12 protein-coding genes and 1 pseudogene are annotated in these 16,010 nt (G+C 49.1%); 6 read left to right on the top strand and 7 right to left on the bottom strand.

What is annotated here, in order from left to right:
- Positions 1-58 precede the first annotated feature (58 nt).
- The gene (locus SHD_RS05200; RefSeq protein WP_023266139.1) at positions 59-1,666 is read left to right on the top strand and encodes an AbgT family transporter; all 1,608 of its coding nucleotides are present in this window, start codon (positions 59-61) and stop codon (positions 1,664-1,666) included.
- 92 nt (positions 1,667-1,758) lie between these two features.
- Here the strand turns inward: SHD_RS05200 and SHD_RS05205 are convergent, their stop codons facing one another.
- The 4 genes from SHD_RS05205 to SHD_RS05220 all read right to left on the bottom strand — a co-directional run bounded on the left by SHD_RS05205 (position 1,759) and on the right by SHD_RS05220 (position 6,805).
- Complete coding sequence (locus SHD_RS05205; RefSeq protein ID WP_011624555.1) at positions 1,759-2,058, bottom strand: hypothetical protein; 300 nt, start codon at positions 2,056-2,058, stop codon at positions 1,759-1,761.
- Between the two features lie 48 nt (positions 2,059-2,106).
- The gene (locus tag SHD_RS05210; protein WP_023266140.1) at positions 2,107-2,403 is read right to left on the bottom strand and encodes a hypothetical protein; all 297 of its coding nucleotides are present in this window, start codon (positions 2,401-2,403) and stop codon (positions 2,107-2,109) included.
- 109 nt (positions 2,404-2,512) lie between these two features.
- Entirely contained in the window at positions 2,513-5,647 is a 3,135-nt protein-coding gene (locus SHD_RS05215) for an efflux RND transporter permease subunit (RefSeq protein ID WP_023266141.1), read from the bottom strand.
- Positions 5,648-5,656: 9 nt separating this feature from the next.
- Positions 5,657-6,805 (bottom strand): efflux RND transporter periplasmic adaptor subunit, encoded by a 1,149-nt coding sequence (locus tag SHD_RS05220; protein WP_023266142.1) that lies wholly within the window; start codon positions 6,803-6,805, stop codon positions 5,657-5,659.
- An 822-nt stretch (positions 6,806-7,627) separates the two neighbouring features.
- Between SHD_RS05220 and SHD_RS05225 the strand changes: the two genes are divergently transcribed.
- Positions 7,628-8,374: a TorF family putative porin gene (locus SHD_RS05225; protein ID WP_023266143.1), complete on the top strand. Its 747-nt coding sequence runs from the start codon at positions 7,628-7,630 to the stop codon at positions 8,372-8,374.
- A gap of 102 nt (positions 8,375-8,476) precedes the next feature.
- Here SHD_RS05225 and SHD_RS05230 read toward each other — a convergent pair whose 3' ends face one another.
- Entirely contained in the window at positions 8,477-9,166 is a 690-nt protein-coding gene (locus SHD_RS05230; RefSeq protein WP_023266144.1) for a DNA-3-methyladenine glycosylase I, read from the bottom strand.
- Positions 9,167-9,372: 206 nt separating this feature from the next.
- Here SHD_RS05230 and SHD_RS05235 point away from each other — a divergent pair, with 206 nt between their 5' ends.
- A complete protein-coding gene (locus SHD_RS05235; RefSeq protein WP_023266145.1) occupies positions 9,373-10,020 on the top strand; it encodes a glutathione S-transferase family protein in 648 nt (215 codons plus the stop codon).
- Positions 10,021-10,034: 14 nt separating this feature from the next.
- Here the strand turns inward: SHD_RS05235 and SHD_RS05240 are convergent, their stop codons facing one another.
- The gene (locus tag SHD_RS05240) at positions 10,035-10,565 is read right to left on the bottom strand and encodes a thioesterase family protein (RefSeq protein ID WP_023266146.1); all 531 of its coding nucleotides are present in this window, start codon (positions 10,563-10,565) and stop codon (positions 10,035-10,037) included.
- A 128-nt stretch (positions 10,566-10,693) separates the two neighbouring features.
- Positions 10,694-12,733, bottom strand: coding sequence for an oligopeptidase A (prlC, locus tag SHD_RS05245; RefSeq protein ID WP_023266147.1), 2,040 nt, complete (start codon positions 12,731-12,733; stop codon positions 10,694-10,696).
- 268 nt (positions 12,734-13,001) lie between these two features.
- Here prlC and SHD_RS05250 point away from each other — a divergent pair.
- The 3 genes and pseudogenes from SHD_RS05250 to gorA all read left to right on the top strand — a co-directional run bounded on the left by SHD_RS05250 (position 13,002) and on the right by gorA (position 15,923).
- Positions 13,002-13,789 (top strand): annotated as a pseudogene (locus tag SHD_RS05250) (hypothetical protein).
- Between the two features lie 95 nt (positions 13,790-13,884).
- Complete coding sequence (locus tag SHD_RS05255) at positions 13,885-14,400, top strand: hypothetical protein (protein WP_039977638.1); 516 nt, start codon at positions 13,885-13,887, stop codon at positions 14,398-14,400.
- 167 nt (positions 14,401-14,567) lie between these two features.
- Entirely contained in the window at positions 14,568-15,923 is a 1,356-nt protein-coding gene (gene gorA / locus SHD_RS05260) for a glutathione-disulfide reductase (RefSeq protein WP_023266151.1), read from the top strand.
- Positions 15,924-16,010 lie beyond the last annotated feature (87 nt).

Consider the following 16,010-nt stretch of genomic DNA (forward strand, 5'->3'; position numbering starts at 1 on the left):
GCATCGATTCTGCTCCCGGGTAAAGAATGCGCTAGCAAAGGTCGACAGAGGCAAGAGAATGAGCTCGAAATCCAACGATATTCCCGTCAATTCACCACAGGCCGACGACATGAGTTCTCGCGGCTGGTTTGTCCGTTTTCTTAATATTGTCGAACGCTTAGGCAACCTACTCCCCCATCCTATTACCTTGTTCGCCCTGTTCTGTGTCGCCGTGATATTGCTGTCAGGCATTGCGGGCTACTTTGGATTAACGGTCACCGATCCGCGCCCAGAGGGCGCCCACGGCCGAGGTGCCGATGGGCTTATCCATGTCGTCAGCCTGATGAATGCCGAAGGCTTGCGGATGATAGTGTCCAACTTAGTCACTAACTTCACTGGCTTTACGCCCTTAGGCACTGTGTTGGTCGCCCTACTGGGTGTGGGTATCGCCGAGCGTTCGGGGCTGTTATCCGCGGCGATGCGTGCACTCGTTATGGGCGCGTCGAAGCGTTTGGTGACGTTAACTATCGTATTTGCCGGCATTATGTCGAACACGGCGGCAGAGCTTGGATATGTGGTATTAATTCCCATGGCGGCGATGATCTTCCACTCCTTAGGTCGCCATCCACTGGCGGGGCTGGCCGCAGCATTTGCAGGGGTATCAGGGGGATACAGCGCTAACCTATTGCTAGGTACTGTCGATCCGCTGTTATCGGGTATCACTGAGGCGGCGGCGCGGATGATCGATCCCGACTACAACGTCGGCCCCGAGGTTAACTGGTACTTTATGTTTGTCTCGACCTTTGTGATCACTTTCCTCGGCGCCTTTGTGACCGAGAAGATTGTCGAGCCGAAACTGGGGAAATATCAAGGTGATGATGCCGATGAAACCGTGCACCAATCCATGGGCAATGTCACCGAGCTGGAAAAACGCGGCCTCAAGTGGGCGGGGTTATCTATGCTGGTGCTAGCGGCAATCCTTGCGCTGTCAGTCGTGCCAGAGGGTGCGCCACTGCGCGATCCTAAAACCGGTCTAGTCTCGGGTTCGCCGTTCCTCAAAGGCATCGTCGCCTTTATCTTTATCTGTTTTGCGATCCCGGGTTTTGTCTACGGCAAGGTCGTTGGCAGCATTAAAAACGATAAAGACGTTATCAATGCCATGTCACACAGCATGAGCACTATGGGGCTGTATATCGTACTGGTATTCTTTGCGGCGCAATTTGTGGCCTTTTTTAACTGGAGTAATCTCGGCGCCGTGTTAGCCGTGCTGGGTGCCGATGCCCTGCAATCCATTGGCTTAACTGGGCCAATCCTGTTCCTGTTTTTTATTATGATCTGTGGCTTTATCAACTTGATGCTGGGTAGCGCCTCGGCCCAGTGGGCCATTACCGCACCCATTTTTGTGCCCATGCTGATGTTAGTTGGCTATGCCCCCGAAACCATTCAAGCGGCCTACCGTATTGGCGACTCAGTGACTAACTTAGTCACGCCTATGATGAGTTATTTCGGGCTGATTTTGGCCGTGGCTTGCCGTTACCAGAAAAACCTTGGCATAGGCACGCTTATCGCCACTATGCTGCCGTACACCTTAGTGTTTTTTGTTGGCTGGACGGCGTTCTTCTTCCTGTGGGTGTTTGGCTTTGGTCTGCCTGTGGGGCCAGGCGCAGCCACTTACTACACGCCTTAAGCCGAGGCTTGCCTCCATCTCTAACCAAAAGGGCGTCGAAGCTAAGCTCGACGCCCTTTTTGATGTTTGAATTCTTGGGTGGATTAACGGCCTCAGTCGTATAACCATTCCATTAAAAAACTACAGATCAGCAAGAAAACCCCCAGATTAAACACCACAGTCTGTAACTTTGCCTTAGGCGATTTATCTTCGGCCTGACTCATCACTTGGTTGAGGGGAGTAAAAAACATATTAGGGTCGAGCCCCATGCCAATAAAAAATACTGCTACGGCAAAGAGGCGAGTCAGCTCAGGAACGGCCAGTTGCTCAAGATAAAACTCATAGGCGCCATAGGCGACCATGCCCAGCGCGATACAATGGCAAACGACTGCCATGATAAGCTGCTTAGTCATAAAACCTCTCACCGATGACACCACTTTGCTCCTAAAGCCAACACACTGTTACTCATTATGCGGCTGATAATATTCGGCGCGCAGTCTATCTCTTTTACGTTGTAGCCGCACCCAGTCAAACCAACCAAATAAAATACCTGCCACGGGATAAATACAGAGTGCCCGAGCTAACTCGCCCCAAAAGGATGTATCTGAGGTGAGATAATGGATAGTGGCGACCACGAGGGAGGTCATGCCTCCCCAAAACAACACGCCAACCACTAGGATAAAAAACCATTTCCCTTTGGCGATGGCTTTATCCAGCGCTGCAAGTTCCTGTGACGACATACCAAGCTCCCTATCCATTATGATTCCGCCAATATGCCCGAATTGACTAATACTGGCTATCCATCCTTATAACGATACGCTAACAAAAAGCCCTGCATGTGCAGGGCTTTAATAATGTTAGGTTAGATTACTCTGCCGAGGTCGGCTTTTCTTCTTTACCTTTCTTCTCGCGCTTACTGAAGATACGTTCCACAATCACGAAGAACAACGGCACGAAGAAGATACCTAGGAAGGTCGAACTCATCATACCGCCGAGTACACCGGTACCGATGGCGTTCTGGCTACCAGAACCTACACCTGTACTAATCGCTAACGGTACGACACCTAGACCGAAGGCGAGTGACGTCATCAGAATTGGACGCAAACGCACGCGGACCGCATGTAAGGTCGCCTCGATAAGTCCCGCACCTTTCTCATAGAATTCTTTGGCGAATTCTACAATCAAGATGGCGTTCTTCGTCGCCAAACCGACCGTCGTCAACAGACCCACCTGGAAGAACACGTCGTTTGGCAAGCCACGACCATTCATCGCCAGTAGGGCACCGATAATCCCCAGCGGAACCACTAGGATTACTGCAAACGGTACAGACCAGCTCTCATAAAGCGCCGCCAGTACGAGGAATACCACCAGAATCGACAGCGCATACAGCGCTGGCGCTTGGTTACCCGATAAACGTTCCTCATAGGATAAGCCGTTCCACTCGATACCAAAGCCTGGTGGCAACTGCTTCACCATGTCTTCCATGATATTCATCGCCGCACCAGTACTGAAACCAGGAGCCGTTGCGCCTTGAATGTTCATGGCAGGTAAACCGTTGAAACGTTCTAGACGAGGTGAACCATATTCCCATGCACCAGTTGCGAAGGCCGAGAATGGCACCATGTCGCCCTTGTTGTTACGCACGTACCAAGTGTCTAAGTCTTCAGGTTGCATACGGTATTGCGCATCACCCTGTACGTAAACTTTCTTCACACGACCACGGTCGATAAAGTCGTTTACATAAGAGCCACCCCATGCGGTTGCGAGTACGCTGTTCACGTTCGCAATCTCAATGCCTAAGGCACTCAGTTTGGCGTGGTCAATATGCAACTGATAGATTGGCGCATCTTCCTGACCGTTTGGACGAACGCCCACGAGGTTTGGATTCTGTGCCGCCATACCTAACAATTGGTTACGCGCTGCGACTAACTTGTCGTGCCCTTGGCCATTCTTATCTTGCAGGTACATATCGAAACCGTTAGCCGTACCCAGCTCGATTACCGCAGGCGGTACGAAGGCGAATACGAAGGCTTCTTTCATTTGGCTGAATACGCCCATCGCGCGGCCCGCAATGGATTGCACATCCATACCTGGCGCCTCACGCTCTGACCAATCCTTCAAGCCAACGAAGGCAATACCCATGTTCTGGCCTTGACCCGCGAAACTGAAGCCCGCCACGCTGAATACCGATCTCACGCCCTCTTCTGCCAGATAGTGATCAGAGACTTTCTCTAACACTTTCATGGTGCTTTCTTGGGTAGAGTTGGTTGGCAAAATTGCCTGCGTGAACAAGATACCTTGGTCTTCATCAGGTAAGAATGCCGTTGGCATGCGCATGAAAATCCAGCCCACTGCCACGACTAAGGCTGCGTAAATCATCATGACTCTGAAACTACGCTTCACAATACCAGCCACGCTCGATTCGTAACGGTTCGTTAAGCGATCGAAGCCACGGTTAAACCAGCCAAAGAAACCGGTTTCGATATGACCATGGCCTTTCTTCAATGGTTTTAACATGGTCGCACAGAGTGCAGGCGTTAAAATCAAGGCCACCAGCACAGACAGCGCCATCGCAGAAACGATAGTGATCGAGAACTGACGGTAAATAACCCCAGTCGAACCCGACATAAACGCCATAGGTACGAATACCGCCGACAAGGTCAAACCGATACCGACTAACGCGCCAGTAATCTGATCCATCGACTTACGGGTCGCCTCGAGTGGACTTAAGCCCTCTTCGGCCATTACCCGCTCAACGTTTTCCACCACCACAATCGCGTCGTCCACGAGTAGACCAATCGCCAGCACCATAGCGAACATGGTGAGGGTGTTGATGGAGAAGCCCGTTGCCGACAGAATCGCAAAGGTACCCAGCAATACGACAGGTACTGCGATCGTTGGAATTAAGGTCGCACGGAAGTTCTGCAGGAAGAGGTACATGATGACGAACACCAGTACGATAGCTTCGAGCAGAGTGTGTACTACGCCTTCAATCGATTTCTCAACGAATGGCGTTGTATCGTAGGGGTAAACCACATCTAACCCCGCAGGGAAGAAGGGACGTAACTCTTCAACTTTAGCGCGAACCGCTGCCGCCGTATCAAGGGCGTTAGCGCCGGTTGCCAGCTTAATCGCGATACCCGAAGCTGGTTTGCCGTTATACAGAGACTCTACTGCATAGCTTTCTGAACCCAGTTCAACACGCGCCACATCACCCAAGAATACGTTCGCACCCGACGTATCGGATTTAAGAATGATCTTGCGGAATTGTTCTGGCGTTTGTAGACGGCTCTGTGCCGATACAGTCGCGTTTAGCTCTTGTCCAGGCAGTGATGGTGTACCACCGAGTTGACCCGCAGATACCTGCGCGTTTTGCGCACGGATAGCGCTCACCACATCTAAGCTGGTGAGGCTGTATTGAGTCAGTTTCAGTGGGTCTAACCATATACGCATCGCGTATTGGGCACCGAAAATCTGAATTTCGCCCACGCCCGGTACACGGCTCATAGGATCTTGGATGTTAGCGCCCACATAGTCGGCGATGTCACCCTTATCTAAAGAACCGTCGGTCGAAACGAAGCCTAATACCATCAAGAAGCCAGAGCTTGACTTGTTAACGTTAACCCCTTGAGATTGCACCTCTTGTGGTAACAAAGTCATTGCGCCCTGTAACTTGTTCTGTACCTGAACCTGCGCGATATCCGGATCGGCTTCTGCGTTAAAGGTCAAGGTAATAGAAGCGTTACCAAAGCTATCACTGGTTGAGGCGATATAACGTAGGTGGTCGATACCCTTCATACGTTGCTCAATCACCTGAGTCACTGAGTCTTCAACGATTTTGGCCGATGCCCCTGGGTAGTTCGCACTGATCACCACTGTCGGTGGCGCAATACTAGGGTACTGCGAGACTGGCAGGGATCGGATCGACAGAACCCCCGCCAACATAATGATTAAGGCGATCACCCACGCAAAGATGGGGCGATCAATAAAAAAACGTGCCATAGCTATGCCCTATTGTGCTTGGGTTTCAGAAATAACTTTGGGAGTGACTGGTGCACCTGGACGGATCTTTTGTAATCCTTCCACAATCAACTTATCGCCCGCTTCCAAACCGGCAGTAATACGCCATTGATTGTCGATAACTTCAGCTGTGGTAACAATTTTTGCTTCCACTACGCCTTGATCGTTCACCACCATAGCCACGGCTTGACCCTTAGCGTTACGGCTAATGGCTTTTTGCGGCACTAGGATGGCTTGAGGATCGGTACCGGTATTCAATACGGCGCGAACATACATGCCAGGCAGTAAGATGCCATCGGGGTTAGGGAACTCTGCACGCAGGATCACTGAGCCAGTGTTTTCATCCACACTCACTTCAGCAAATTGCAGCTTACCGCTGTGGCCATAAATCGTGCCGTCTTCTAAGACTAACTGCACGTCAGCGTTATCAGCCGCCTGCAGCTTACCTTGCTGTAGCTTGGCTTTTAGACGTAACAGCTGAGCACTCGACTGCGCGATATCCACATTGATAGGATCGAGCTGTTGAATAGTCGCCAACGTTTGGCTTTGGTTAGCAGTCACCAGCGCACCGGCTGTCACACTCGATTTACCGATACGGCCTGAAATAGGCGCTAACACTTCGGTGTATTCGAGGTTAATTTTGGCAGTGTTGATTGCCGCTTCAGCCACAGTCACACTCGCCAGCGCTTCTTTGTAAGCCGCTTCAGCTTCGTCGAAATCCTGCTTACTGATGGCGTTAGTCTTCACTAACTGCTGATAACGGGCTGCTTTCGCCTTAGCCGATGCAAGACTCGCATTCGCTCTAGCTAAATCGGCATTTGCACTTACCAATGCCGCTTTATAAGGTGCGGAATCGATTTGATAGAGGGACTCGCCCTGCTTCACGTGGCCGCCTTCAACAAAGCTACGCTTGGTAATAATACCATTCACTTGAGGACGCACTTCGGCTTCGAGGAACGCCTTGCTACGGCCCGGTAATTCGACTTGGATAACCTGAGGCTTGGTAGCCACATTGATGACCCCCACCTCAACACTCTGCGGCCCAGCGCCAGCATGACCAGCCTTCTCTTCTTGAGGGCTACAAGCTGCCATCCACAACGCCACGCTAATTACTGAGGCAAGTTTAATTGTCTGCCGCATGAGAACTCCTTTAAATATTAACGCTACCGTTTTGCCACGCTGCAATGGTGAACTCACGGCCGTAATTATAACTAAAATCAAATCTGCTACTTATCGCATACCCTATAAGGATGAACAAGAAAGATAAACCAACTAAAATGTAAACTAATGAAAATATTCACACCCTAACGAATACCTTATTCATTAAATTGTTACCCTATTTAATGAATATGCTAATAGTGGATAAGGTTGTTAGCGTTATACGATACAAAGCACTTATCCAGCCTACTCTATATCAAAAATGTTGCAAACATGTTTGGCAACACAGCTTTAGTCACCATAAATGCTGAACACAGTTAATCGATAACGATGCGATATATTCGCTCGCGCCTCTCATTAATAAGATTTTACGCATATAACATCTCCCAAATAACGGCAGATGCTTGATAAACAAGGATGGTTCATATCGCCTTGTTATCCAACTAAAGCGTTGAAAAATCGTAGGCGAAAAATACTCTTGATACCGTGAAATAATATATGGCTTATGTAAATTCTTTTTAAATCTACATCTTGGAAATGAGAGACGCCCAAAACCTTGGACGCGACATTTTATGACCAAGTCTAATTGAGGGCAAACCCGAAATGGCGATTTACACCCCATTAAATGAAACTCTGCTTCCCAAAAAACGCATTTAAAAAATAAACGCTACTCACAACCGTGCTATTTCGCTGCTTGTTCACATTCATTCATATCTTTTCGTCATTGGTTCATCCCAAGCTACAGCGCTATTCACAACTTATTTTTACGATAAAGGTGCGCTAACAATTCCCAATGACTTTGAGATGATGATTATGAAGACTCGTACTAAATTTCTGCTAAGTGGGGCGTTACTTTCACTGGCGGCCAGCTCCCATGGTGCCGAAGACAACCAGCTTTTTGGTGGCACCATTAACGGCAATGTTAACTTTGCCTCGGATTATGTGTTTCGCGGTGAATCAGAGACCTTAGACGGTGATATTCCCGTGGTACAAGGTACGCTGAGTTGGAATCACAACCAAGGTTGGTATGCGGGCGTATTTAGCTCCAACATCAAATTTGCCGACCCTAACTTAGAAATCGTTACCGCACCTTTTATTGGTAAAGCAGGTGAGTTTGGCGATTCCGGTTTTACCTATGATGTGATGTTGTTTTCATACCTCTATCCAGGTGCGTCTTACTCTAACTACACCGAATTATGGTTAAAAGTCGGCAAACAATTTGGCCGTGCGAATTTGCAACTCGAAGTCACCCCAACGGTTGATGATTGGTTTGGTGTCGATGGCTGGCACGGGGTTAACTATGCCTTGCACCCAAGCTATAGCTTTGACAATGGCGTAAAAATTTCGGCCTCTGTGGGTTATCAAGACCTCACGGGTGAGGGCGCCGAAGGTTGGGGCCACTGGAACATCGGCTTGAGCAAAGCTTACTACGGCCTCAACTTCGATTTACGCTACCACGGCAGCACTGTGGATAGTGACCATAAAGTCTATGGCACACAGACTGAAATCTTCGATGACAGAGTCGTCATTGGGATCAGTAAGAGTTTCTAATTCTATTTTTTGCTTATACGTTCATCCCGCTGCTTCCCTGCAGTACTCCAATTGCTTGAAATATCGAGCCTTGACCAGCCAATTTGGCTGGTCCTTTTTTATCTAAATACGATTATCGCCCACGCTACAGGCTAAAACGCGGCTGATATCCGCAAGACAACGACCCGATTCTTGTTGCCATTGGTTGAAGGCGGCCTGCACCTGTTTTAACGCCGTTTGCGAGCTAAAACCGGCATCCACCAGCTTGTGCGCCTTAAAATAACCTTGCACATCATCGGTTAACAAAAAGGTGTCCTTACCAATACCGCGCAGGAAATACGGCCCCGTATTGCCACCGAGGCGAGCGCCTCGTTTCTTTAAGAGTGCCCAAAGCCCGACTATATCTTCGGTCGGCCAGTCGGCAATCAGCTTAGCCAAGCTGCCATGTTCGCGGGCAATATCATGGATCATCAAGGCATTATCATAAATCGCTTGGGTCTTCTTTAAATGGCGAATTAAGGTCGCATCCGCGGCGCGGGCTTGGATCTGTTCGGGCGACAGCATCAACACCTTTTCAGGCACAAAATGGAAGAAAGACTGCTCATAGGTGGGCCACTTATTATCGACCACACGCCAGACGAAGCCACTCTGAAATACCTGCCGACTCATAGCAGAGAGCAGCTCAGCATCATCATACTGGCGAATCTCTGCACTGGTAAGACAGCCCGGCAACAATGCTTCGAGTCCCTTGGCGCCGCCCTTACGCTCACTCGCTCTGGCATAGATGGATGAGAAACTTTCTAACTGACTCATACTGTTACCTTTGATTGTCCATATTTCACTGATTTTTTGAAGCGTTAATAGTACCGAATTTTAGCGGGAATAGATCATTCCGCATGGCAAACCACTTTTACGCCACTTCAGCTACTTTTAAAGAAAATTCCCACAGCAAGCGCCTTGATACCGACTAAAGTTAAGGCGTAGAGTCAAAAAATGCAGTGGTTATGGGGTCGGCACCTATGGAGCTTTTCTATCATCCGTTATCGCGATATTCACAGAAGGTGCTAATCGCTCTCTATGAGAAACAAGCTAACTTCTATCCGCGGATCACCGATCTGCGCGACCCATTTGCTCGCCAAACATTCCAACAATTTTATCCACCCGCAAAATTGCCACTGCTTAAGACCCAAGAAGGCCAACTCATCCCCGAATCCAGCATTATTATCGAATATTTAGATAGGCATTTTAGCAACAGCACAGAGCTGCTACCCGCAGAGCCAGAACGCAACTTAGCAGTACGCTTATTTGATCGCATTATTGATAACGATATCAATAACCCACTATTTCAATTAGAAAAGTTGAAGATTTTGCCCGAAGGCAATGAATTTGAAATCAAGCAAATAGAAAAGCAGATGTTTATCCAATTTCAGCGCTTGGATGCCCACCTTAGCCAAAATCACTGGGTGTGTGGTGATAGTTTTACCTTGGCCGATTGCGCACTTATCCCCTGTTTAAGCTACAGTTTTGCCCACTTAAACCTGCTAGATTTAGATGAACTCGTGCGTTACTGGCAGCAGGCACAACTGCGCGGCGCCTGGATGCTAGTGCTGGAAGAAGTACTGCTCGCCGAAATGGAGGAATACACAGGTATCAGGAGTATTCCCTAACGCCAACACAACGACTAAAGGTTGCGTTCTTTTTTCAACTGTAAAAACGCTTTCCATTTAACCACTTCAGGCGGCAACTCAGGAGCCGGATCGGTATAACCCGCCTCTTTAACCAACACATCCAGCGGGACTTGCTTACCTTTACAAACAAACACACCACGCACATGCACTATACAGTGCAAACCGCGCTCGCTCACAAAGCGTTGTTCAATATAAAAATATTTCTCATCCCAGCCCACGACCTTGGTTTCAATCTCAAACTTTTTCAGGGGCTTGATATCGCGGATATAGGTAAATTCGGCGGCGTTAACAATTGGCATCCACTTCAATTTGAGGAAACGCTTTAACAGCCCCATTTCGGCCAACATATAGGTACGCGCCAGATCCATAAACGCCGGATAGCGGGAGTTGGTCAGGTGGAAGTTGATATCGCAATCGCTAGGTAATGCCCGGTAAGTAATGCGGCTTGTGCCCAAAAAATCAATCTTACGGCAGTGACGTGTGCGCCAAAACAACAACCAAAACAAACGGAAATACAGATTCATATGCAGTCACCCTAAAAAGAAGAGCCACAGGCTAACAGAGGTCATACCAGAGGGCAAGCGAGATCTAGCTCACAAAAAAGGCGCCAAATAGCGCCTTTTTATGCTCAAGCATTCCTATTGAGTCTGGCTTAAGCTGCAATCCCAGAGTGGCGCAGCAGCGCATCGATACTCGGCTCGCGGCCCATAAACTGTTTGAACAAGTCCATAGGCTCGGCTGAACCGCCCATTTCGAGGATGTTGTGCAGGAAGCTACGGCCCGTGTCAGGATTGAAGATGCCTTCCTCTTCGAAGCGAGAAAACGCATCCGCCGACAGCACTTCTGCCCACTTGTAGCTGTAGTAACCCGCGGCATAACCGCCCGCAAAAATATGCGCAAAACCATGTTGGAAGCGGTTAAATGCTGGCGGAATTAGCACGGCTACCTGACGACGCACTTCATCCAAGGTCTCTTGAATACGCGCCCCTTTAGCTGGGTCAAATTCGTGGTGCAGTCTAAAATCGAACAGTGAAAACTCCAGCTGGCGTAACATCATCATGCCTGATTGGAAGTTTTTCGCCGCTAACATCTTGTCTAACATGGCTTTTGGCAAAGGCTCACCGGTTTCGTAGTGACCGGAGATCTCCGCTAAGGCTTCTTCTTGCCAGCACCAGTTTTCCATAAACTGGCTAGGCAATTCGACTGCATCCCAAGGCACACCGTTGATACCTGACACGCCTGCCACGTCGATTTTGGTCAGCATATGGTGAATGCCATGGCCAAATTCGTGGAACAGGGTCGTCACTTCATCGTGGGTGAAGAGTGCCGGTTTGCCATCCACTGGGCCATTAAAGTTACAGGTGAGATAAGCCACGGGCTTTTGCAGACCTTTAGGCGTGTGGCGACGCACTCGGCAATCATCCATCCAAGCGCCGCCGCGTTTACCTGTGCGGGCATATAGGTCTAAATAGAAGCTGCCTCTGTGCTCGCCTGTTTCGTCAAAAATATCGAAGAAACGCACGTCTTTATGCCAACGGTCGAACTCGGTTTGCTCAACAATCTTTAAGCCAAATAGGCGCGAAACAGTGTAGAACAAGCCAGAAAGCACTTTATCTTCAGGAAAGTAAGGGCGCAGCAACTCTTGAGAAATCTCATACTTATGTTGCTGTAACTTCTCGGCGTAGAAACTCAAATCCCAAGACGCCATTTCGCTCACGCCGTACTGCTCAAGCGCAAAGGCTTTTAACTCGGCTAATTCGGCCTTAGCTTGATCCTTAGAGCGCAGCGCTAATTCGTTTAAGAATGCCATCACCTGCGCAGGCGTTTCAGCCATTTTCGTCGCGAGGGATTTTTCGGCAAAGCTATCAAAGCCTAACAACTGTGCCAGCTCGTGGCGCAGCGCAAGGATTTCATCCATCAAAGGACCGTTATCAAATTCACCCGCATTCGGGCCTTGATCCGAGGCGCGCGTTACGAAGGCGCGATAACACTCTTCACGCAGATTACGGTTTTCGCTGTAGGTCATCACAGGTAAATAGGAAGGGAAATCTAAGGTAAATAACCAACCTTCTAGTTCGCGCGCCTCGGCCATTGCTTTCGCTGCTGCCTTGGCAGAATCTGGCAAGCCAGCAAGTTCGGCCTCATCGGTAATTAACTTAGTCCACGCTTGGGTTGCATCCAGTAATTGATTGGAAAAGCCGCTGGTAAGTTCAGAAAGACGCTTAACGATTTCGCCATAACGCACTTTTTGCCCATCGTCTAAGCCGATACCCGAAAGCTCGAAGTCCCGTAAGCTGTGCTCAATCACCATCTGTTGTGCTTGGCTCAATTGGTCAAAGTCTGCCGATGCACGCAGGGATTTATAGGCCTGATACAGCCCTTGGTGTTGGCCAACGTAAGTGCCGTATTCGGATAGCAGCGGCAAACAAGCATCATGGGCGGCGCGCCATTCATCTGTGCTCACCACTGAGTTCATATGGGAGACAGGCGACCAAATCTGGCTTAACTCGTCATCCACTTGCTCGAGCGGGGCGACTAAGTTATCCCAGGTAAAAGGCCCAGGGTTTTGCAGCACTTCATCAATCTTGGCACGACACTGAGCAATGGCCTGCTCAACGGCAACTTGAATGTGTTCAGGTTTAATCTGGGAAAAAAGCGGTAATTTTGCGCCGTTAAGCAAAGGGTTGCTCATAATGGTTCCTCTACAATCTGTGTAGCTAATAAATAAGGGCTTATCTACTATTTATCAAGGTGAGAAAACCGATTGCCCCCTTCGCAGATACACCTAGCCGTATTCAACAAAGAAAAAAGCGAACAAGTTCACAATTAAGATTTACACCAAATTTACTTATTCAATCTTGACGAGCTGATCGCAAATCGAATCCATTCTCATTAACGATCATATTCGCCTGAGTTAATATCTGCACATATTCCGCATCTTTTATCAGATTGGCTTAAATATGGCAGCTTCACTTCATCCCATCCTTAGTGCCGTCGGCGTGATTAGCGTCATTTGCTTGAGTCACCCATGCTTGGCGAACGAGAGCTTAGTGCAAACCGAAGGTGTATCAAGCGGCGTATTACCCGCAACAACCACAGCACCTTGGGCCGCGAATCTAGACTTAGGTTGGGATAGCAAATATGTGTCCCAAGGACGTAACAATCTGGCCGAGGGCGGAATTTATTGGCTAAATGCTAGCGTTCAATACGGTAATCTCACCACCTACGCCCTAGTCGGACGCGGCGATAGCCAAGCTTATACCGAGTGGAATATTGGTCTTGAATATGCGGTAAACCTCAGCGAACACTTAGAGGCGAATCTGGGTTATCAGCGGATTGAAGGTTATAGCAGCAGTCGCTGCCAGGATAACGAACTGTTCGCAGAATTAGCCTATACCGCCGCCCTTGGTTAGTCCCCTCGGTAAATTATGTGTATTCCACCGAGGCTGCCGGCTATTTTGTCGAGCTGAGTCTGCACAGTTATTGGCAACTGAGTGAAAGCTTTACTCTCGCACCTTATATAACCCAAGGGCTTGATTTTAAATATCGAACAGAAGAACACAATGGCCGTAATCACCTCCAATTTGGTTTGGAGGCCAATTATGATCTGGCCGATAATATGAGTCTCAGTGGCCATATTAGCCACAGCATTGCCCAGAACGATATTGAGCAAGAAGCGGCCACCAACGGCGACTTTAGCTCGCAAGATCAAACCTATGCGGGTGTCCACTTTAATATGAGTTTCTAAGTTTTTAAGCACGCTTCTCCGTTTGGCAAACTCTTCTCGCCCTAACTACACTCAAGAAGTCGATGGAACGACTCAGCATGGGCGAGGAACAGGGAATGTTAACTCATCATATCAAATGGCTGTCTAACGCATTTATCTTATTGATATTTTATGGCTTATTGTCATTTGCTGCCGAGCCAGAATTAGAAGCATTATCCAAACCAGCCACAACTGAGCCCCTACCTTTGGGAACCCTACTCGACAGTGAAGGGAAACCGCTCCCGATCCCGACTCAACAAAGCGCCTTAGATTACCAATCTCCCGTCATAGACACTGACAATATGCCTGCGAAAACAAATACCCATAAGGCCAAATCGACGTCATCGAAAAAGAAAAAGCAGAGCCGCAAACAACAACTCGCCAGCCGAGAGAAAGTCGCTAACAACCCCAGTTGTCGTTGGCTCAATGCCCGCATGTCACAACTCGAAACCCAGATTGGCACTCGCCCCGACAAAGCCGCGAGCTATCAGACCGATGAGCTCAGTGCCCGTCAGCAGGAATGGCAATGTCTCAAATGCGGCGCCGAAGGGCCAAACCAAGACGATCACTATCGCTGCCAATATCGCCGTTAAGTTTGAGCTAACCGCCCAAAGATAAAGTAGGTGCTTTGCTGAGATTTTTGGCGACAAAACAAGGTCTATACCAAAGCAACCTAATGGGCTGGTCTGCAAACCCATTCCAACCTACAATGACCTTCTGCTAATAAGCACCTCATTCTTAGAGTTAGACGGAGAAACTCATGGCTCAACATTTTGACTATATCTGCCTAGGCGCAGGCAGCGGCGGTATCGCCTCAGCTAACCGAGCTGCCATGCGTGGCGCTAAAGTTCTACTCATCGAAGCAAAACATGTTGGCGGCACCTGCGTAAACGTGGGCTGCGTACCTAAAAAAGTCATGTGGTATGGCGCGCATATCGCCGAAGCCATGAACCTCTACGCCAAAGATTATGGATTTGATGTTTCAGTCAACAAATTCGACTGGAACACCTTAGTGAACAGCCGCGAAGCCTATATTGGTCGCATCCACGAGGCCTACGGTCGAGGTTTTACCAATAACAAAGTCACCCTGCTCAATGGCTATGGCCGTTTCGTTAATGGCAACACCATTGAAGTAAATGGCGAGCACTACACGGCTGACCATATCCTGATCGCCACCGGTGGCACGCCAACTATCCCAAACATTCCGGGTGCGGAATACGGGATTGATTCAGATGGTTTCTTCGCCCTGCGCGAACAACCTAAACGTGTCGCGGTCGTTGGTGCAGGCTATATCGCCGTCGAAGTCGCGGGTGTTTTACACGCGCTTGGCAGTGAGACTCACCTGTTTGTGCGTAAACATGCGCCGCTGCGTAACTTCGATCCTATGCTAATCGACGCCCTAGTCGATGCCATGAAGACCGAAGGTCCAACCCTGCACACCAACAGCGTCCCACAATCTGTGGTTAAAAATGCTGACGACAGCCTGACTCTAAATCTCGAGAATGGCGAAAGCGTGACCGTCGATTGCCTGATTTGGGCCATTGGCCGCTCACCCGCGACGGGCAATATCGGCTTAGAAAACACCGATGTGCAATTGGATAGCAAAGGCTATGTGGTAACCGATGCGCAGCAAAATACCACCCACAAAGGCATTTATTGCGTGGGCGATATTATGGCAGGCGGCGTGGAACTGACTCCCGTTGCGGTTAAGGCCGGTCGCTTACTCTCTGAGCGCCTATTCAACGGCATGAGCGATGCCAAAATGGATTACAGCCAAATCCCAACCGTGGTCTTCAGCCATCCACCGATTGGCACTATGGGATTAACCGAGCCAGAAGCCCGCGCGCAATATGGTGATGATAATGTGAAGGTTTACACCTCTGGCTTTACCTCAATGTATACCGCCGTCACTAGCCACCGTCAGGCCTGTAAAATGAAGCTGGTCTGCGCGGGTAAAGAAGAGAAAGTCGTGGGTATTCATGGCATTGGTTTTGGTATGGACGAGATCCTTCAAGGATTTGGCGTCGCCATGAAAATGGGCGCCACCAAAGCTGATTTCGATGCCGTTGTCGCCATCCACCCCACTGGTGCTGAGGAATTTGTGACTATGCGCTAAGCGCATGACTCAAGCCTTAAATCAGGCTCTATAGCCTGTGAATGTTGCATTTTATAGAAGCGGTTCTGATATTCTCAGCGCCGCTTT

The sequence above is a fragment of the Shewanella decolorationis S12 genome (assembly GCF_000485795.1).
GTDB classification, from domain to species: Bacteria; Pseudomonadota; Gammaproteobacteria; order Enterobacterales; family Shewanellaceae; genus Shewanella; species Shewanella decolorationis.